Origin of the sequence: uncultured Stenotrophomonas sp., from assembly GCF_945952405.1 — a bacterium.
Lineage (GTDB): Bacteria > Pseudomonadota > Gammaproteobacteria > Xanthomonadales > Xanthomonadaceae > Stenotrophomonas.
Genome location: NZ_CAMFIA010000005.1, coordinates 151,878 through 169,344 on the forward strand (window position 1 = coordinate 151,878; position 17,467 = coordinate 169,344).

The 17,467-nt window shown below is 66.7% G+C and carries 19 protein-coding genes and 1 tRNA gene; 8 read left to right on the forward strand and 12 right to left on the reverse strand.

Annotation, left to right across the window (positions count from 1 at the left end):
• Window positions 1-27: 27 nt before the first annotated feature.
• Window positions 28-1,809, reverse strand: a complete 1,782-nt coding sequence (locus Q0P60_RS07135) for a peptidoglycan-binding protein (protein ID WP_294990296.1) — start codon at window positions 1,807-1,809, stop codon at window positions 28-30.
• 44 nt (window positions 1,810-1,853) lie between these two features.
• Window positions 1,854-2,258, reverse strand: coding sequence for a lysozyme inhibitor LprI family protein (locus Q0P60_RS07140; protein ID WP_294990299.1), 405 nt, complete (start codon window positions 2,256-2,258; stop codon window positions 1,854-1,856).
• Between the two features lie 234 nt (window positions 2,259-2,492).
• Between Q0P60_RS07140 and dusA the strand changes: the two genes are divergently transcribed.
• The 4 genes from dusA to Q0P60_RS07160 all read left to right on the forward strand — a co-directional run bounded on the left by dusA (window position 2,493) and on the right by Q0P60_RS07160 (window position 6,319).
• Window positions 2,493-3,524, forward strand: coding sequence for a tRNA dihydrouridine(20/20a) synthase DusA (gene dusA, locus Q0P60_RS07145; protein ID WP_294990302.1), 1,032 nt, complete (start codon window positions 2,493-2,495; stop codon window positions 3,522-3,524).
• Between the two features lie 213 nt (window positions 3,525-3,737).
• Entirely contained in the window at window positions 3,738-4,112 is a 375-nt protein-coding gene (locus Q0P60_RS07150) for a hypothetical protein (protein ID WP_294990305.1), read from the forward strand.
• Between the two features lie 73 nt (window positions 4,113-4,185).
• Complete coding sequence (locus tag Q0P60_RS07155; RefSeq protein ID WP_004136763.1) at window positions 4,186-4,869, forward strand: response regulator transcription factor; 684 nt, start codon at window positions 4,186-4,188, stop codon at window positions 4,867-4,869.
• A gap of 25 nt (window positions 4,870-4,894) precedes the next feature.
• Window positions 4,895-6,319 carry a sensor histidine kinase gene (locus tag Q0P60_RS07160; RefSeq protein ID WP_032953760.1) on the forward strand — a complete coding sequence of 475 codons (1,425 nt, stop codon included), beginning with the start codon at window positions 4,895-4,897 and terminating at the stop codon, window positions 6,317-6,319.
• 26 nt (window positions 6,320-6,345) lie between these two features.
• Here the strand turns inward: Q0P60_RS07160 and Q0P60_RS07165 are convergent, their stop codons facing one another.
• Complete coding sequence (locus Q0P60_RS07165) at window positions 6,346-7,137, reverse strand: M90 family metallopeptidase (RefSeq protein ID WP_294990312.1); 792 nt, start codon at window positions 7,135-7,137, stop codon at window positions 6,346-6,348.
• Window positions 7,104-7,388, reverse strand: coding sequence for a hypothetical protein (locus Q0P60_RS07170; protein WP_294990315.1), 285 nt, complete (start codon window positions 7,386-7,388; stop codon window positions 7,104-7,106). The genes Q0P60_RS07165 and Q0P60_RS07170 overlap by 34 nt, the downstream gene beginning before the upstream one ends.
• A 144-nt stretch (window positions 7,389-7,532) precedes the next feature.
• On the opposite strand from Q0P60_RS07170, the gene birA reads away from it, so the two are divergent.
• The 4 genes from birA to Q0P60_RS07190 all read left to right on the forward strand — a co-directional run bounded on the left by birA (window position 7,533) and on the right by Q0P60_RS07190 (window position 10,200).
• The gene (gene birA, locus Q0P60_RS07175; protein WP_294990318.1) at window positions 7,533-8,501 is read left to right on the forward strand and encodes a bifunctional biotin--[acetyl-CoA-carboxylase] ligase/biotin operon repressor BirA; all 969 of its coding nucleotides are present in this window, start codon (window positions 7,533-7,535) and stop codon (window positions 8,499-8,501) included.
• On the forward strand, window positions 8,498-9,229 hold the full coding sequence (locus Q0P60_RS07180; RefSeq protein WP_294990321.1) for a type III pantothenate kinase: 732 nt from the start codon (window positions 8,498-8,500) through the stop codon (window positions 9,227-9,229). The genes birA and Q0P60_RS07180 overlap by 4 nt, the downstream gene beginning before the upstream one ends.
• 9 nt (window positions 9,230-9,238) lie before the next feature.
• A complete protein-coding gene (locus Q0P60_RS07185; protein ID WP_294990324.1) occupies window positions 9,239-10,084 on the forward strand; it encodes an SPOR domain-containing protein in 846 nt (281 codons plus the stop codon).
• 40 nt (window positions 10,085-10,124) lie between these two features.
• Window positions 10,125-10,200: transfer RNA gene (locus Q0P60_RS07190), tRNA-Thr, on the forward strand.
• Window positions 10,201-10,301: 101 nt separating this feature from the next.
• On the opposite strand, the gene Q0P60_RS07195 is transcribed toward Q0P60_RS07190, so the two are convergent.
• The 8 genes from Q0P60_RS07195 to Q0P60_RS07230 form a co-directional block, all read right to left on the reverse strand.
• On the reverse strand, window positions 10,302-11,480 hold the full coding sequence (locus tag Q0P60_RS07195; RefSeq protein ID WP_294990327.1) for an integrase: 1,179 nt from the start codon (window positions 11,478-11,480) through the stop codon (window positions 10,302-10,304).
• Window positions 11,480-11,704: a hypothetical protein gene (locus Q0P60_RS07200; protein WP_294990330.1), complete on the reverse strand. Its 225-nt coding sequence runs from the start codon at window positions 11,702-11,704 to the stop codon at window positions 11,480-11,482. The genes Q0P60_RS07195 and Q0P60_RS07200 overlap by 1 nt, the downstream gene beginning before the upstream one ends.
• Before the next feature lie 271 nt (window positions 11,705-11,975).
• Complete coding sequence (locus Q0P60_RS07205; protein WP_164124146.1) at window positions 11,976-12,890, reverse strand: DNA cytosine methyltransferase; 915 nt, start codon at window positions 12,888-12,890, stop codon at window positions 11,976-11,978.
• A complete protein-coding gene (locus tag Q0P60_RS07210; protein WP_294990336.1) occupies window positions 12,887-13,675 on the reverse strand; it encodes a hypothetical protein in 789 nt (262 codons plus the stop codon). The genes Q0P60_RS07205 and Q0P60_RS07210 overlap by 4 nt, the downstream gene beginning before the upstream one ends.
• The gene (locus Q0P60_RS07215; RefSeq protein WP_294990338.1) at window positions 13,668-14,051 is read right to left on the reverse strand and encodes a hypothetical protein; all 384 of its coding nucleotides are present in this window, start codon (window positions 14,049-14,051) and stop codon (window positions 13,668-13,670) included. The genes Q0P60_RS07210 and Q0P60_RS07215 overlap by 8 nt, the downstream gene beginning before the upstream one ends.
• 4 nt (window positions 14,052-14,055) lie before the next feature.
• The gene (locus Q0P60_RS07220) at window positions 14,056-14,241 is read right to left on the reverse strand and encodes a hypothetical protein (RefSeq protein ID WP_071306428.1); all 186 of its coding nucleotides are present in this window, start codon (window positions 14,239-14,241) and stop codon (window positions 14,056-14,058) included.
• The gene (locus tag Q0P60_RS07225) at window positions 14,234-14,659 is read right to left on the reverse strand and encodes a hypothetical protein (RefSeq protein WP_051188024.1); all 426 of its coding nucleotides are present in this window, start codon (window positions 14,657-14,659) and stop codon (window positions 14,234-14,236) included. The genes Q0P60_RS07220 and Q0P60_RS07225 overlap by 8 nt, the downstream gene beginning before the upstream one ends.
• Window positions 14,660-14,744: 85 nt before the next feature.
• The gene (locus Q0P60_RS07230; RefSeq protein WP_294990344.1) at window positions 14,745-17,435 is read right to left on the reverse strand and encodes a toprim domain-containing protein; all 2,691 of its coding nucleotides are present in this window, start codon (window positions 17,433-17,435) and stop codon (window positions 14,745-14,747) included.
• Window positions 17,436-17,467: the final 32 nt, after the last annotated feature.

The following is a 17,467-nucleotide window of genomic DNA, read 5'->3' on the forward strand; positions in this document are numbered from 1 at the left end:
CCCGGGCATGCCCGGGGCCGGTGGGGTTCACGCCATCATGGCCCGGGGGCCGTGCTGCTGGGTCTGCTGGTCGATCTTCTGCTGCTCGCGCTGCTGATCGCCGGCCTGCAGGGCGCGCTCGCTGTTCTCCTGCACGCTCTGTCGCATCGCATCCGCAGTGGACACCGGCGCCGTGTTGCGGTTCAACGCGCTTTCGTCATGCAGTGCATTGGCCTGCACCGCGCGTGCCATTGAACCGTCCTGGTTGAGCTCGACCCGGTCGACCCGCCACAGGCCGGCCCGCGCGGCCTCCACGGTGAGCGCAGCGGCCAGCTTTTCGCTGTGCTCGCCGGAGGGCAGGCCACGGGCTTCCTCGGCGAACTTTACCTGTACCAGGGTCTCGGTATACAGCCAGTTCTGCGGGCTGCGCGGGTCGGACAGCGGGTACACCGTCTCGCGCGCGGGATCGGTGGCGGCCTGTGGCGGCGCTGCCTGGCCCTGTGCCTGCGCGCGCTGCTGCACTTCGCTGGCCAGTGCCTGGCGGGTTTCCGCATCGGCGATACCGGTGGCGGGCAGGCCCTGCTGCTGCTGGAAGGTGTTGATCGCATGGCGGCTGCCGGCGCCCAGGTAGCCATCGCTGCCGATCGCGTGGCCCTTGGCATCGGTCAGCCCCAGCGCGGTGAGGTTGCCCTGCAGTTCGCGCGCGTCGCGGTCGATGGCAGCCAGCGTGGCCGGGCCGGCCTTGCCGTCCACCGGTTCCAGGTTGTGCGCGCGCTGGAAATCCTCCACCGCCTTGCGGGTGCTGGCATCGAAACGGCGGTCGGGGTTCAGCGTCTGCTGGCCATCGGCACTGGCATACCCCAGGGCCACCAGGTTGCTTTCCAGCTTCAACACGTCGCGGCCACTGGAACCTTCCTTCAACGTATGCGAACCGGCCTGCTGGCGCGGTGCGCCGATCTGGTCCAGCGCCACCTTGATGTCGGCATCGTTGTGCTCGCCGGCCGGCGAGTAGTCGCGGCTGCTGACCTTGGCGTGGGCACGGTCCATCGCCTCCTTGTTGTTGGCGTAGGCATCCTCGTAGCGCACCGCGATGTCGCCGGCCTTGGGCGCATCGAAGTACTGGTAGGTTTCGCGGATCTGGCCGGCCTTCGCGCGCAGCGCCTCGTAGTCACCGCCTTCTTCCAGCACCTTCTGCAGCTTGGGCAGCTGGCTGGGCAACTGGTTGGCGGTCTTGGCGATCAGGCTGATCGCTTCGAAGCGGTTTTCCTCGGCGATGTTGCCGCCGTGGGTATCCACCATCGTCATGCCGATGCGGGTGGCATTGCGCACCTGCGGGTAGTCGATGTTGGCATGGATCCACTGCTTGCCTTCGGCCGACCCGGCCCAGGCGTTGATGCTGTCGCGGGTGGCGGTGTCAATGAACTGGATCGAGCTGCGCCCGCTGAGGCCATTGCCATGGCTGAGCAGGTCGCGGCGCAGGTCGGCGTGGTCCTGGCTGAAGGGCAGGTTGTGCGCCTTGGCATAGGCGCTGGCCTGCTCGATCACGGCGTCGACATAGGTCGTCTCACCGGCCTTCAGCGCATGGCCGTCGATGGCACCCAGCGCCCATTCGCCACGCTGGCCGAAGTCGACCTGGATCGCGCCCAGGCTGTAGCCGCTGTTCTGCGCGACCCGGCTGACCGTCCCCCAGTGCGGTTCGGTCACGCCCTGGGTGATGCCGGCGATGGCCAGGTGGTAGGAGGCCGGGCCGCCCTCGGTGCCACGGCCGACGGCGAAATACACCGCGCCGGAAGTGGCATCCAGATCATGGGTATCGATGTTGGTTGGCATGTCTTACTTCCTTGTGCAGTGGGAGGGCCATGCCCTCCCTTGGGTCAGTCCAGCAGCTGCAGGTATTTCTGCAGCTGGTCGGCACGCGCGCTCAGGCGCATCACATCGTTCAACTCGCCCTGCAGGTTGCCCGGCTGGGTGTCGTCGTACAGCGCGGTATCCAGTTCGCCATCGCGGCTGCGCGATTGCAGCCACGCACGCTGGGCATTCACCAGCTTGGTCTTCTTGGCACCGCTCAGCTTTGCCTGCAGCTGCTTGTAGGCCTGGTTCAGGCGCTGGTCCTGGCGGGCGCTTTCCGAGGACAGGCAGGCGGCCTGTTCGACCGCACCCTGTGCCTTGTCCCGGCAGCTGCTGAAGGTCGGGCTCAGCCCGGTTGCGGCCGGTGCTGCGGCTGCCGTGCCGATGGCCAGGGCGGCGACCGCCAGCGCGGCGGCGAGGGTCCTGCTCATACGCTTGTGCTGCATCATCTGCTCCACACGTCCAATCCATTGCGAGCGCTGGACTATAGCGGCGTCAATATTTCGACGTCGTCAACGAATCGCGACAACTGTGACCGGTTGCCCGTCATGGCCGGTGGGCGTGGCCCGGGCTGTGGCCAGGCGCCGGCCCAGAGCGCCGCAGTGGCTTCCGGCGCCGCCCACCGCCGTTCAGCCGCCCGGTGTAAACTATTGATCTCACTGGCAATGCCAGTCTCCCAGATCAACGCTCCGATGACGTCCGCCACCGCCCGTTACGCCGATTCCCTGCGCCTGTCCGTCGCCCCGATGATGGACTGGACCGACCGCCATTGCCGCGTGTTCCATCGCGTGCTGGCACCGAGTGCGCGCCTGTACACGGAGATGGTGCACGCCAACGCGGTCATCCACGGCGACCGCGAGCGCCTGCTCGGCTTCGACCGCAGCGAACAGCCGCTGGCGCTGCAGCTCGGCGGCAGCGATCCGGCACTGCTGGCGCAGGCCGCGCGCATCGCCGCCGAATGGGGCTACGACGAGGTCAACCTCAACTGCGGCTGCCCGTCCGACCGTGTGCAGGCCGGGCGTTTCGGCGCCTGCCTGATGCGCGAGCCGGTGCTGGTGGCCGAGTGCGTGGCGGCGATGGTCGATGCGGTGGAGATCCCGGTGACGGTGAAGTGCCGCCTGGGCGTGGACGAGGACAACGATTACGAGGTGTTTGCCGGCTTCGTCGACCGCCAGGTCGCTGCCGGTGCGGCGATGGTGGTGGTGCACGCCCGCAACGCGTGGCTGAAGGGCCTGTCGCCGAAGGAGAACCGCGAGGTCCCGCCGTTGAAGTACGACTGGGCCTACCGCCTGAAGCAGGAGCGCCCGGCCTTGCCGGTGGTGCTCAACGGCGGCCTGGCCAGCCTCGAAGCGGTGCAGGCGCAGGCCGCCCACGTCGATGGCGTGATGCTGGGCCGCGCGGCCTACCACGACCCCTACCTGCTGCATCAGCTGGAGGCCCTGCACACCGGCATGGCACTGCAGCCCCGCGGTGACCTGCTGCGCGCGTTGCGTCCCTACGTGGAAGCGCGGCTGGGCGAAGGCCTGGCACTGAAGCACATCACCCGCCACCTGCTCGGCCTGTTCCACGGCCAGCCCGGGGGGCGTGCGTTCCGCCAGGTGCTCAGCGAGGGGGCACACCGCCCGGGCGCCGACTGGCGCCTGGTCGAACAGGCGCTGGCGGTGACCGAGCGCGACGCCGATCGCGCCGCAGCGTGACCGTAGTCACATTCCTGACTTGACAAGGGACGCCGATTCGTCCCGAATGTTCACCTAGCTGAATAACGCAGGGGTCGGGCCGGAAAAGTTCAGACCGGATTCACTGCTCCAAACCAAGAATTTGCAAAGGATTTGTAAAGCGCCGGGTCCCGAACCCGGCACCCGGATTTACGACTTTTGAACGAATCGCCGTGCTCGGCTAGGATCGCATCGATGTCTTCCGCTCCCTTCCATTGCCGCATTGCCCTGGCCACCTGCGTGGTGCTGGCGGCTGCGCCGCTGTCTTCGGCGCTGGCGCAACAGCCGCCGCGCGGCGAGCAGGGGCGGGCGGAGATGATGGAGCGGGGCGAGCGCGGCAACCGTGGCGACGAGCGTTCGCTGTCCGATGCCGTGCGCCGCGTGCAGCGCACCACCGGCGGCCACATCCTCGGCGCCGAGCGCGTGCCGTTCGATGGTCGTGACATCAACCGGGTGAAGTACATGGACGACCGGGGCCGGGTCCGCTACATGGACGACCCCGCCCCGTCGCGTTCACAGCCGCGCACGCCGCGGTCGGATATGTCATCACTACGCGGCGATAACCCCTGAACAGGGATAGTCGGCGCTATCAACCCGTACCCCACAGGCCTCCGGGCCACACCCAGGACACTAGGGAGAGTTCATGCGTATCCTTCTGGTCGAAGACGAAGCCCCGCTGCGTGAGACCCTGGCAGCCCGGCTCAAGCGCGAAGGCTTTGCCGTCGATGCTGCACAGGACGGCGAGGAAGGCCTCTATATGGGGCGCGAAGTCCCGTTCGACGTCGGCATCATCGACCTCGGCCTGCCCAAGATGTCGGGCATGGAGCTGATCAAGGCCCTGCGTGACGAAGGCAAGAAGTTCCCGGTGCTGATCCTGACCGCGCGTTCGAGCTGGCAGGACAAGGTCGAGGGCCTGAAGCAGGGCGCCGACGATTACCTGGTCAAGCCGTTCCATGTGGAAGAGCTGCTGGCCCGCGTCAACGCGCTGCTGCGCCGTGCCGCCGGCTGGAGCAAGCCGACGCTGGAATGCGGCCCGGTCGCGCTGGATCTCGCCGCGCAGACCGTCAGTGTCGCCGGCAGCAATGTCGACCTGACCAGCTACGAGTACAAGGTGCTGGAGTACCTGATGATGCATGCCGGTGAACTGGTCTCCAAGGCCGATCTCACCGAGCACATCTACCAGCAGGACTTCGACCGCGACTCGAACGTGCTGGAGGTCTTCATCGGCCGCCTGCGCAAGAAGCTGGATCCGGATGGCGAGCTGAAGCCGATCGAGACCGTGCGCGGTCGCGGCTACCGTTTCGCGATTCCGCGCAACGAGGGCTGAGCCGGCTCAGCCTGGCGATACCATGATGTCCGGCCGTCTGTGGTTCTTCCGACGCTGGCGGCCGCGCTCCCTGCAGGCGCGCCAGATGCTTGCCGCGTCCGTGGGCCTGGTCGCGTTCCTGGCCCTGGCCGGTTACGCGCTGGATGCCGCCTTCGCCGATACCGCGAAGGCGAACCTGCGTGAGCGCCTGAAGAACTACGCGACCGCCTATGCGGCCGGCATCGACTTCACCCGCGACCGCTCGCTGTACATCCGCGAGCAGCCGCCGGATTCGCGTTTCGACGTGCCGGGCAGTGGCCTCTACCTGCAGGTGGTGATGCCGCACGGCAAGGGCAATTCGATGTCGGCCGAAGGCCCGATGCTGCCCACCGTCGGCGGTGGCCTGCTGGCGCCGCGCCAGGAAGTGTTCGAAGGCCCGCTGCCGATGATCCAGATCGACGGCAGCCAGGGCTCGGTGTACCGCTACGGCCTGGGCCTGGTGTGGGACGCCGACGCCGACCCGGCCACCGAATTCCCGTACACCATCTACGTGATGGAAGACTCGCGCGCGCTGGGCGCGCAGCTGCGCGTGTTCCGTGGCCGCGTCTGGTTCTACCTGGGCGGCATCGGCCTGATCCTGTTGCTGCTGCAGACCGTCATCCTGCAGTGGAGCCTGCGCCCGCTGCGCCGCGTGATCACCGAGCTGACCAAGGTGCAGCGCGGCGAGACCGAGCGCATGAGCGAGCGCCATCCGCGCGAGCTGGAACCGCTGACCGACAGCATCAACGCCTTCATTGAAAGCGAGCGCGAGAATCTCGAGCGCCAGCGCAATACCCTGGCCGATCTGGCGCACAGCCTGAAGACGCCGATCGCGGTGCTGCGCACGCAGATGGACAGCGGTGCCGGCGATGGCGCGCTGCGCGAAGAGCTGGACGTGCAGCTGCAGCGCATGAACAACCTGGTCTCGTACCAGCTGGCACGTGCTGCATCGTCGGGCCACAAGCTGTTCTCCGCGCCGTTGCCGATCGAGTCCAACGCCGAGGAAATCGTGCGTGGGCTGGAGAAGGTCTACGCCTCGAAGGGCGTGCTGTGCGAATTCGATATCGATCCGGCGGCGCGCTTCCATGGCGAACCCGGCGATCTGCAGGAGCTGCTCGGCAACCTGCTGGAAAATGCCTTCAAGTGGGCCAACCGCCGCGTGCTGCTGACCGCGCAGCCGCTGCCGGCACCGAATGCGCGCCGCGCCGGCCTGCTGCTGGCGGTGGACGACGATGGCCCGGGCATCGCACCGGACGACATCGGCAAGGTACTGCAGCGTGGCGTGCGTGGCGACGAGCGGGTGCAGGGCCACGGCATCGGCCTGTCGATCGTGCAGGACCTGATCAAGGATTATCGCGGCGAGCTGGCCGTGGGCCGTTCCAGCGAACTGGGCGGCGCCCGCTTCGAAGTGCGCCTGCCGCCGGGACCGTAATCGCGCGCACCAACGCGCGGCCGGCACTACCGCAATTCGATCTTCGGCGGCTCACCGTAGAACCGCCGCAGCTGTGCGGCGACTTCCGGCAGTTCCTTCTCCAGCAGATCCGGCGCCGAGAAGTGGTACTCGCTGGCGACCGCGAAGAACTCTTCCGGTGCTTCGCTGGCATACGGATCGATCAGCGTTTCCTCGCCGGCATCCACCCGCATGCAGAACGCATCGTAGGCACGCTGGAAGATGCCCGCCCATTGGCGCTGCCATTCGCGCGGCAACGGCGGCGTGCCGTCCATCGCGCCATCCAGCGCATCCAGCTTGTGCACCATCTCGTGCACCGCCACGCAGTAGCCTTCATGGGGTGCGGCCAGATCGGCCTGCACGTCGGCCCAGGACAGGATCAGCGGACCGCTGTCCCACGATTCGCCGATCAGCTCGTCATCCCATTCGTGCAGGACGCCGGCCGCATCCATGTGGCTGCGGTGCACGCGGAAGGCATCGGGATAGACGATCAGCTGCGACCAGCCCTGCAGGCCGACCTCGCCGAACTCCAGCAGCGGCAGGCAGCACAGCGCGGCCAGCAGCACGCCGTCGCCGGCCTGCAGCTGCAGCTCGCCGATCGGCGTGATGGTCTTCTCGTGCAGGAAGCGGGTGGCGAGCACGCGCAGGCGGCCGCGCCGTCCGTCGTCCAGGCCGTGCAGCCAGGCCGCGCGGCGGCAGGCATCATCCCAAAGCGCATCCTCGATCGGCCGCGGCGCGGGCCGCAGCCAGCGCAGCACCGACTTGATCAGCGGAACATTCCCGGAAGATAGCTGTGCCACTTCGGCGCACGGATGCGCTGCAGCACGTCGTCATCGCTGCCGCCGCCACCGGTGCTGGTGGCGCTGCTGGCGGCCGGGCGGACCGGGGCCGGCTTGGTGCTGGCTGCCGAAGCCGTCGCGGTCGGCGCGCGCTGCGAAGCGGCATCCCCGTTGGACGACACGCAGGCGCCGCGGCTGTCGTCCAGCGCTGCCGTTGCAGACGCCGCGAAGGGCATCGTCAGCAGGATCAGGCAATGGGCATAACGGCGCATTGACGACGTCCACGTTAAGGGAAGGTTAGTTCCCGATTCTAGCCCGAACCCGGCGCCCAGTTGGAAGCCCCCGCGGAACCCAGCGTGGCAGGCGTCGCTGGCGGCTTTCCCGCATAATTCCTTCCTGACTTCGTGGAAGCTGCCGTGGACGATCGCCAATTGCTGGCCAAACTCGCTGCCGGTCGCCTTTCCGGCGATGCCCTGGCCCGAGAGCTGGGCCAGACCCGGGCGGCCATTTGGAAGCGCATTCAAGGACTTAGGGCCGCCGGTGTGGACATCGAGGGCCGTGCCGGCGCGGGCTATGGCCTGACCCGACCGGTTGACCTGCTGGACCCGGACGCGATCCGCGCCGGCCTGCCGGCTGCCGTTCTGCCCTTGCTGCATGACCTGCAGGTGGCCTGGACCGTGGACTCGACCAACGCCGAATTGCTGCGTTGCAGCGCGCCCCAGCGCGGGGTGAGCGTTCTGCTGGCCGAGCGCCAGACCGGTGGTCGTGGCCGTCGTGGCCGGACCTGGGCCTCGCCGCTGGCCGCGCATATCTACCTGTCGGTGCTGCGGCTGTTCTCCGGTGGCCTCGGTCGCCTGGCCGGGCTGAGCCTGGTGGCGGGCATCGCCGTGGCCGAAGCGCTGCATGACCTTGGCTTCACCCAGGCCCAGCTGAAGTGGCCCAATGACCTGATCGTGGATGGCCGCCGCAAGCTGGTCGGCCTGCTGGCCGAAGGCGGTGGCGAGTACGCGGGCCCGGCGCGCGCGGTGATCGGCATTGGCATCAACACGCACATGCCGCCCGCGTTCGCCGAGCAGATCACCCAGCCGTGGGTGGACCTGGACACGCTGGCCGGCACGCCGGTGGACCGCAATACGGTGGTCGCCGCCGTGCTGGCGCGATTGCTGCCGGCGCTGGAGGAATTCGACCGAGAAGGGCTGGCGCCGTTCCTGCCGCGCTATGCCGCCTTCGACATGCTGGCCGGTCGCGAAGTACGCGTGGAGCTGGAAGGGCAGTGGCAGCAGGGCACCGCACTTGGCCTGGCCGATGACGGCGCCCTGCGCGTGAGCATCGACGGCCAGGAGCGCCTGCTGCATGCCGGCGAAGTCAGCGTGAGGGCGGCATGAGCGATTGGTTGTTCGACCTCGGCAACTCGCGCTTCAAGTTCGCGCCGTTGCAGGGTGACCGTGCCGGTGACGTACAGGCCTGGGCACATGGCGCCGAGGGCATGGCCGGGCAGCCGCCGCACAGCCTGCCCAGCGGCAGCACCGCCTTCGTTGCCAGCGTGGCCGCGCCGTCGCTGACCAGCGCCATGCTGGACCAGCTGCAGCGCCGCTTCGAGCACGTGCACGTGGTGCGCACCAGCGCCGAATGCGCGGGCGTGCGCATCGCCTATGCCAAACCGGAAAAATTCGGCGTGGACCGCTTCCTGGCCCTGCTGGCCGCTGCCAAGGCGCAGCGCCCGGTGCTGGTGGTTGGCGTGGGCACGGCCTTGACGATTGACCTGCTCGACGCCGATGGCCAGCACCACGGCGGCCGTATTTCCGCATCGCCCACCACCATGCGCGAAGCATTGCACGCGCGGGCGGTGCAGCTGCCCGCCAGCGGTGGTGACTACAGCGAATTCGCCAACGACACCGCCGATGCGCTGGCCTCCGGCTGTGACGGTGCGGCCGTGGCGCTGATCGAGCGCAGTGCGCAGCAGGCGCACGCGCTGCTCGGCGTGGCGCCGTCGCTGCTGGTGCATGGTGGCGGCGCTCCGGCCCTGATGCCGCTGCTGCCCGCTGCCGATTACCACCCGTCGCTGGTGCTGGATGGCCTCGCCCGCTGGGCGGTGCACCAGCCCGCAGGCTAGTATCCGCGCATGCTGACCCGTGCCCTGATCGTCGTACTGGCCATCCTCAATCTTGGCGTTGCCTGCTGGTGGCTGTTGCGCGATGCGCCGCAACGGCCCGCGCCGCTGCCGCCGCCGGCCGGCGTGGCCGAGCTGCGCTGGGTGCCCGGTGGCGTGGATGCGACTGCCGCGGCCGACGCCAGCGCTGCGCTGCCGACCGCGCCGTTGATGGAGCGCGAACCGGCGGCGAAAACCTCGGTGGCGGCAACGCCTGCGCCCGCCGTGCCCGCCAAGCCCGAGGTGGCCACTGCCAAGCTGGCCGAGGTCGCACCTGCACCTGCCATTGCCACCGTCAGCAGGCCCGCGCCTGCTTCGGTGGTGGAAAAGCCGGCGGCTCCGCCTGCTGCCACCGAACCGCCGCGCTGCATCGCGCTGGGCCCGTTTGCGGACCGTGCCGCTGCCGCTGCCGCACAGGGCAAGGCGGGTACGGCACTCAGCCAGGTGCGCCTGCGCGAACAGCCTGCTGCCAGTGGCAGTGCCCGTTACCGGGTGATGCTGCCGGCGGCCGCCAGCCGCGACGAGGCACAGGCCACGGTCAAGCGCATCGTGGCTGCGGGCCTGAGCGACTACTACATCATCAGCCAGGGCGAGGACATCAACGCCGTGGCGCTGGGCCAGTACCGCAACCGTGAAGGCGCCGAGCGGCGCATGGCCGCCGTGCAGGCCGCCGGCTTCCAGCCGCGCCTGGTCGCCAGCGGCGACGCCGGCCAGTGGTGGCTGGAAGCCCAGCTGGCGGCGGCTACGCAGCCGGCCCAGGCCCAGCAGCGCAGCGGCGCGGCACAGAGCCGGTCGCTGGAATGCGCGCGACTGCGCTAGAATCCCCTGACCGCGGCACTGCCGCCGGTGTACCTCCCATGCCGCTTTAGCTCAGTTGGTAGAGCAACTGTCTTGTAAACAGTAGGTCATCCGTTCGATTCGGATAAGCGGCACCACATGGGAAGCGCCGAAACGCCTTGAAAATAGGGGTTTCAATAGAAAAGGCCAGCGCGGGGCGCTGGCCTTTTTACGTTTACCGGGAAAATTACCGGGAAAATTAACGACTCTTTTTTGGTTTCACGGCTGCTTTGACCACCGGCACGGAATGGTCGTACAGCTGACGCATTGCCTCGGTCACGTGGCCACCAGCACCCTTGTCTTCGCTGTCGGTGATTCCCCGGTGCTTCAGGCCGTGGAGCGCGAAGCGTTGGTCCTTCTCGATCACTCCCTCAGCAATCGCGCGGCGGATCATGCGTTGCCAGGCGCTGTCGAGGGCCGATTTCGTCAGCGGGGTGCCGGACTCCGAAACCAGAAGGCGCCGCTGTTCCGGTTTGATCGGTACGGGCCGGCCGTGCGCCTGCATTCGTTCGTCCCGGTAACCCTGCAGCCATTTCACAGCCGCGCGTAGTTCCTTGGTCCACAGCGTCACGTTGTCGCGTGACCCCTTTCGGCGGTTGCTCCGGATGCCCTCGTGCTGCAGGTGGGCATCAGTGAGCGTGTCCACCTCAATGCCGCGCAGGCGGACAGCGTAGGCAAGTACCATGACCGCTGGGATATACGGCGGGCAGCTGCCTGCGGTATGCGCTTGTCGGCCGGCGCAAGTCCGAGCGAACTGCAGCACCGCGTCGAACGAGTCGTGGTCGGGCATGCGTGCGTCGCGCTTCTCACGCACCTTGCGGATGCCGTCAGCGGGATTGGTAGCACAGTGCCCATGGCGGATGCCCCAAGCAAACAGGCGCCGTAGGTAACTGGCGACGCGGTTGGCCGCTGCCGGCGTCGCTGGGATCCCCGGCACGCTTCCAATGGCTGGCCTGCCTGTGGCCAGCGTTTCCACTACGCGCTGCAGTACCGGCACCGACAGCTGCTCGATGCGCTGTTGGCCAAGCATGCGGCCATCGCGCAGCATGTATCCGCAAGCCTTTGCGGCGCAGTAGTCGTATCCCGCCCTCGATTTGGCGGTGAGGTCCAGGTACTCGCTGGATTTCTTGAAAATCTCGGTCAGGTGATCGAGCGAACCGCGCAGGCTGCCGCCGCCCCGCGCTTCCATGATGGCGTGCAGATCTGACAATCGGGCATTGCCGTTCGCCACGGTCGTTTTGATCCTGCCAACACCTTCGGGGTGAGGGGAAAGCACGTACCAGCGGCCGTCCTCCCAGTACAAGCCGCGCGGCAGCGATCCCTGGTCAATGTGACCAGGGATCTCCGGGTTGAACTTCCTTTTTCGACCACGTGTCATCAGACCAGTTCCAGCAGTGTACTTTCGTGCGCCAACGCCGTTGCTCCGGGCAGACCCAAGGCCGCGTTGATGGCCTCGACGGTGGTCCAGATGCGCCCGCGCCGGTCGTACTTATACAGAATCCCTTGAGCGTCCGCCCACCGCTCCACCGTTGTCGGTGTGGGGGGCGGACCATCAGGGGCGCAGATCCTTTGTAGATCGGTGAAGTGCAGGATCTGCGCCATGCTCAAGCCCTCCCTGCTGCGAACAATTTCATCTGTAACACGTTGCTCGGCAAGGGTTCCTCCACCGCCGCGGCGGTCGGCTGCAGGCCGTGTTGCTTGTGCCAGTGCGCCCACGCCAGATCGAACGTCGGGTGCTTCGCCGTGGTGCTGCAACGGCATTCGATGAGATGGCCACCGCCCGCGCCCTCGCGGCGTAGATCGTGGATGTACCGCGCCGGGTGGCTATCCGGGCAGGCAGGGAGGGGGCGCGGCGGTGTCTTCTGTCGCTGTGTCATGCGGCCTCCCGCAGCGCGGTGATGATGGCGCGAGCCTTTGGCGGGCAGACGGCATTGCCGAGCATCTGCATCGCGTCCCGCTTGTTGGATGGCAGCTGGTAGGTCGATGGGAAGCCCATGGCGGCGCGTCCTTCATCGACGGTGAGCATGCGCATGCGGTCACCATCGACCACTGCCCACCTGTCGCGGGTTGTAATCGAGCCAATCGGGCGCGCCAGCGAACGGCCGGTGAGGCCCGAACCACTACCGAAGTACGGTGCTATGAACCGGTCGCCGAATGCAGCCCGGCCGGCCTCGATCCTGGCCAGCGTTGCCACCGCCCGGCCCGGTCGCTCGATGGGCGTCCAACTGCCAGCCGTGAAGTCGATGAAACTGCTGGCCGGCACATGATCTTGCGGTGGCAGCTGCAGCTGGATCGGGTGCTTGCTCTTGGTCAGCGCGATGAAAACCCGCACACGGTGCTGCGGCACACCGAAGTCGGCCGCATCGACCAGGTGCGGGCTGATTGCATAGCCGAGCGAAGTCACAGCGGCACACCATGCGGGGAACAGCCGCCACTGCATGTACTCGGGTACGTTCTCGATGAGGGCGAATTCCGGCGAGCAGGATTCGAGCGCCGAAACCACAGCCCACGCGGTAGAGCGAGTTGCGTCATGGTGCGGACGTTCCTTGCCACGCGCGTGCGTGTGCCCCTGGCAGGCGGGCGACGCCAGCAGCAGATCGAACGCAGGCAGTCTCGACCAATCGGCCTGCTGCAGATCCTGGCACGCGTGTTCCGTATGCGGATGGTTCAACGCATGCGTGGCGACAGCCGCCGGCCAATGGTTCGCGGCCCATACCACTTCGCAGCCCGCCTGCTGTGCGCCTTCCGTGAATCCGCCGCCGCCGGCGAACAAGTCGATAGCTTTCATGCCTGAGCCTCCGTGCGGCTGGGAACAATGTGATGCGGCGGTTCTTCGCAGAAAATTCCGCAATCGAAGTTCAGCGACTTCATGGAGCCGCCCTTGTCTGTGGTCTGCAGCTGGTCGAGAAAGATCCGTTGGCCCTTCACCTTGACCAACCGAGCGCCCAGCCGGCGCGACTGCTCGGCGCGCTCGGCAAACACCTTCGGGTCATGCTTGCGCACGTGGTTCCAGTAGGTCGGAGACTGCGATTTCACACAGCCGATGCAGTTTGCATTGGGGTAGCCGCGCAGATAGATGGCCGGCAACGCAATGCCGGCAGAAAGCAGCAGAGCGGCGCAGTCGGGCTTGCTCAAGCCCGCTTCGATCAGCACCGGCAGCACGTTCTCGCGCTCGCCGCGAACGAACCGGTCATGGCGTGCGCGCTCTTCCACAGTGAAGCCGAGGACGTGGAAGTCAGGCTTGTGGATCAGCTCCCATTCCTGGCGTGCCCGCTTCTTGAGTGCGCGGGTGCAGGGGGCACCAGCGACGCCGGCCATGTAACGCTCCTTCTCCCACACGTCCACGGCGTCGCAGGTGGGAAACTTGGAATTGATGGCCGTCTCGACCTCCACCCCCAGCCATGCGGCCACATCGCGGGCAAAGCGCAGGTTGTCGGGATCTTCGTTGGCCACGGGGTTGTTCACTATGCGGACCTCATGGGTCGAGGCGTAGCGGTCCAGCGTCAGCTTCGCCGCTACGGCGCTCGCGGCGCCGCAGGAGAACCACACCGCAATCATCTGGCGCTTACCCATGGGCGGCCTCCTTCGCGCAGCCACAGGCCGCACAGGGCGCCGTCAGCGCGGCTGCAACAGCGGTGATGTACGCGCCCTGGCCAAAGGGGCTGGTGCCGGTCAGGATGCCGCCGGCGACGTGAGGCAGGCCGGCGCTCTCGAACTCAGCGGCGAGGAACCTGCGGGCGGTGTCGATATCAACCTGGGAATTTTCCCAACCGGTGAGCGTGAACGAGGCGCCGCAGTTGCGGCACTCGTAGTCGCGGGACGGGCCGTTGTGGTCCGCATAGTTGCCGTCTTCACGGGCGTACGTCCTCACCGAGGCGGGAACGTTCGTGAAGTCAAGGACGCCCGTCTGGCCGCAGTCCGGGCAGTGCCTGCCGGGGTCACGGATCATCCGTTCAAACATGGGCCACCCCCCGGCGCACGGCCATGGGGGCACGGCGCCGCAGCGGCTGCGGGATCTGGCCCACGGCCAGGCCGCTATGACGGCGCCGAGGCGGGCGCGTCTGCCACATCTTGAGCATGGTGGCGCCGGCGACCGGCAGCAGCACGCACATGGCCAACAGGGCGACGAAATCAGCCATTGGCCACCTCCTGCGCCGCCTGCGCTACGGCAGCGGCCGTTGCCCGCTTGCCGGGCAGCATGTTGGCCACCTCGTAGGGGAAGGGCACGCGGCTGGCCAGGTCGGCCAGCTCGGGCGAAATCCAGCTGGTTTCGTCGTTGAAGTCGGTCCCCTTCACCAGCTCCCAGCCCTTCCTGCTCCCTTTCCGACGCTCGAACACGCACTGCGCGATCTTGGCCGGTCCCATGTTCAGCATCGCCGTGGCGATCACGCGGTTGTGGGTGACATGCAGGGTGATGGTTGCGCTGGCTTCGGATTCGCCGCCGCTACCAGCATTCACACGGTTATGCGCACCCGTGATAGCCTCCGCTCCGGGTCCGGTGCTGGAATCCAGCGACTTTGCGAGGGTGGTCATGGCTTTGCCTGTCATCTGTTGCATGGTTCTCTCCTGAACTTCGTTGGTGGATGGCCTTGGGGGCGGTGTTGGCGCACTCCCCGCCGGGCCTTTGCTGTTGCTACGGGTCTTACTTCTGGAACACCCAGCACTTCACGGTGCTGCTGAGCAGTTGGGTTGATCGGATCGCGCTGTTCACGGCGGTATTGGCGCTGATGAACTTGTGGCGCTTCGACTCGACCAGCAGCCGTCGCAGGTCGCCAATGTCGGGCACCTGCTGACCGAAGTAGCCGGCCTTCTGAATGAACTCGTTGAGGTTGATGGCGATACGGCTTTCTTCGCGCGAATGGTTCAGCACGCTGCGCTTGTCGCCACTGGCCTGCATCTCGATGTACTCGAACGCATCCCAGAATTCGGAGACGATGCGGTGATCGGCGCCGATGGCGTCCTGACGTTCGGTGGCCATCTTGACCAGGGCGTCCCGCGTATCACGCACCATGTTCTCGGGCAGGTTCACCACCAGCCGCAGTGCGTCGAGCAGTGCGAGCATCTGCGCATGGTTCTTGATGATGCGTTCGACACGCAGCTCCTTTTCCTCGCGCAACCTGGCTTCGTAGAAGCGCACGCGCTCGGCGAACTTCTCCATCACTGCGGCTTCCGCTTTGAGCGCGGCCAGCAGGAAGTAGCTCAGCTTCTCGACCGGCAGTGCATTGAGGTTGTCGGCGGCCTGCCGGCTCTCGGTCGTCGCGGTCGGTTTCTTGAAATGCAGCTTCACGATGCGCGTCAGGATCGCCTCGCTGCCGTCAACGGGCGCATTCTGGCTGATGACGATGGTTCCTTGGAACGGCGGTTCGTAGGTTTCGTTGCCGCCGTTGCGCACACCGCGCGTGGCCAGGGTACCGCCGCCGTAGTAGTCCTTCAGTTCGTCCCACTCGAACGACTTGGCGTGTGCCTTATCGCCGCTGTCGCTGCGGTCGGCTTCCAGCAGCACGATGGGCATGCCGGAAATCTGCCCCATGGCACGGGCGCGTCCGGCCTTCGTGGACTTCGCAGGGTCGAAGCCTTCATGGTCCGCACGGGCCAGCAGCTTCCACAGGAAGTTGAGCAGCGTGGTCTTGCCTGCGCCGGCCTCGCCCGTGGCTTCCAAGAACGGGAAGGACTTGTGACTGCTGCGGATCTGATTGGCGTACAGCGAGCCAAACCAGAACGTGAGCGCCACAATGCCGTGCGTGCCGAAGCACGTCCAGAGCCAGCCGAGCCAGTCGGTGGAGTAGTTTTCGTGATCGCGTTGAATGTCCATGCGGATTGACCTCTGTGTAGTTTTGATGCGCAGCTTGTTGAACTCGAAATAGTCCTCGGCATTAGCGAGGGTCACCTCGCCGGCACGCACGGCCAGGTCGGGGAAGATGTACGCCTTGTGGTCAGGGCTGTAGCCGACGAAATCGACCGTATCGACCTTTTTGATGTTGAACAGCTGGTCTTCCATCATCCGGTCCAGCTGCTGACCGCTGCCGCTGAACACGGCGCCCTGCGCAAGGCTGATGATTCGCTTCTTGAACTCGGTAGCGCTGGCCACCTGCGCGCCGGTGAAGGTGCCTTTGACCGACGGTGCGTCGTGGGGGAAGTCAACACGGAAGTAGTACCAGCTTTCGTCGGTAGCTTCGTGGCGTTGGAAGTAGAGGGCTTCGGGGTAGCAGTTGGCGATCTGCTGCACCGACGCACAGGCGCGCCGGATCTTGGCTTCAGTCTCTTCGCTGACCGCTCCCTCTTCGTCATCGGGGTTCTTCTCCCGCATCATCTTGTCGAAGCGCACCGCGTCGAACTCGAACCAGAACAGGCGCGAGGCGAACTCGATGTGGAACTCGGTCTTCTGCTCGCGCTGGTAGATGACCAGCCCCTTGTCCACGGCGGTGCGCGCCATCAGGACGGCGCCGTTGTGGCGTGCCAGATCGAGGTCAGCCTGCCACTGTGCGTCGCCATCCTCTGCCGCCTGTGCGCGCAGGTGCAGATCGTTCCAGTCGGTTTTCTTGTCGCCCACCTGCTCGATCTGCGCAGCCATGCACCGATAGCCCAGCTTCTCGGCCCGGCGCGCGTGCTTGACCGTGTAGGCGCGGGCGCCCGGCTCGTTGTCCAGCCCCCACACCAGCACCGGCAGATCGTTGGGACGCGCCGCTTTCAGTTCCTTGAGCGACAGTTCGGGGTAGGCGTTGCTCGACATGGCGGCAACCGCGCAGATGCCGCGCTGCAGGAGGGCAATGGCGTCGAAGATGCCCTCCACGATCCAGACTTCGCGGGCGGTGCGCAGTTGGTCCTGAGCGGCCGCGCCCCACCACACCCCGGCGTAGCTCTCCCCCGGCGCAAAACGGGCCTTCATCTTGCCGAACCGGTGGGGGCGGTCGATCAGACGTTCCCACCAGCCTCCCTTCACCAAGGGGAAGCGGACCGTGGCCGTGCCCTGGCGCTTTGCGCGGTCGTAGTAGTCCTCTTGGGTGTAGAGACCCTTCAACGGCTTGACGCTGAATCCGCGGGCGGTGGCCAGGTACGCATCGGCAGCCGCATGCGGCGCCTGCGGCGTCTGCGGGTTGGCCTTGGAGTAGTCATCGAACAGGTCGTCGTAGAGGTCGCGCACGCGCACCTCTTGGCCGCACTTGGCCTGTCGGCCGCAGCGCAGAACCCAAGGCTTTTCGTAGCTGGTGTATAGCTCCTTCTTGCCGCAGTGGGGGCACTTGCCCCCGCGCATGTACGGGGTGCCGCTGCGGTGCTTGAGGCCATAGTCGCGCTGTACGCGCGACAGTACCTGTTGGCGGATTTCTTCTTGCATGGCGGCTCAGCCTTCGTTCGCCGCGAGAGCGG

Excerpts from the sequence above, each read along its gene's own strand:
- Q0P60_RS07135 (WP_294990296.1), bottom strand. The coding sequence starts at position 1,809 with ATGCCAACCAACATCGATACCCATGATCTGGATGCCACTTCCGGCGCG.
- Q0P60_RS07140 (WP_294990299.1), bottom strand. The coding sequence starts at position 2,258 with ATGAGCAGGACCCTCGCCGCCGCGCTGGCGGTCGCCGCCCTGGCCATC.
- dusA (WP_294990302.1), top strand. The coding sequence starts at position 2,493 with ATGCCAGTCTCCCAGATCAACGCTCCGATGACGTCCGCCACCGCCCGT.
- Q0P60_RS07150 (WP_294990305.1), top strand. The coding sequence starts at position 3,738 with ATGTCTTCCGCTCCCTTCCATTGCCGCATTGCCCTGGCCACCTGCGTG.
- Q0P60_RS07155 (WP_004136763.1), top strand. The coding sequence starts at position 4,186 with ATGCGTATCCTTCTGGTCGAAGACGAAGCCCCGCTGCGTGAGACCCTG.
- Q0P60_RS07160 (WP_032953760.1), top strand. The coding sequence starts at position 4,895 with ATGTCCGGCCGTCTGTGGTTCTTCCGACGCTGGCGGCCGCGCTCCCTG.
- Q0P60_RS07170 (WP_294990315.1), bottom strand. The coding sequence starts at position 7,388 with ATGCGCCGTTATGCCCATTGCCTGATCCTGCTGACGATGCCCTTCGCG.
- Q0P60_RS07180 (WP_294990321.1), top strand. The coding sequence starts at position 8,498 with ATGAGCGATTGGTTGTTCGACCTCGGCAACTCGCGCTTCAAGTTCGCG.
- Q0P60_RS07185 (WP_294990324.1), top strand. The coding sequence starts at position 9,239 with ATGCTGACCCGTGCCCTGATCGTCGTACTGGCCATCCTCAATCTTGGC.
- Q0P60_RS07195 (WP_294990327.1), bottom strand. The coding sequence starts at position 11,480 with ATGACACGTGGTCGAAAAAGGAAGTTCAACCCGGAGATCCCTGGTCAC.
- Q0P60_RS07200 (WP_294990330.1), bottom strand. The coding sequence starts at position 11,704 with ATGGCGCAGATCCTGCACTTCACCGATCTACAAAGGATCTGCGCCCCT.
- Q0P60_RS07205 (WP_164124146.1), bottom strand. The coding sequence starts at position 12,890 with ATGAAAGCTATCGACTTGTTCGCCGGCGGCGGCGGATTCACGGAAGGC.
- Q0P60_RS07210 (WP_294990336.1), bottom strand. The coding sequence starts at position 13,675 with ATGGGTAAGCGCCAGATGATTGCGGTGTGGTTCTCCTGCGGCGCCGCG.
- Q0P60_RS07215 (WP_294990338.1), bottom strand. The coding sequence starts at position 14,051 with ATGATCCGTGACCCCGGCAGGCACTGCCCGGACTGCGGCCAGACGGGC.
- Q0P60_RS07220 (WP_071306428.1), bottom strand. The coding sequence starts at position 14,241 with ATGGCTGATTTCGTCGCCCTGTTGGCCATGTGCGTGCTGCTGCCGGTC.
- Q0P60_RS07225 (WP_051188024.1), bottom strand. The coding sequence starts at position 14,659 with ATGCAACAGATGACAGGCAAAGCCATGACCACCCTCGCAAAGTCGCTG.
- Q0P60_RS07230 (WP_294990344.1), bottom strand. The coding sequence starts at position 17,435 with ATGCAAGAAGAAATCCGCCAACAGGTACTGTCGCGCGTACAGCGCGAC.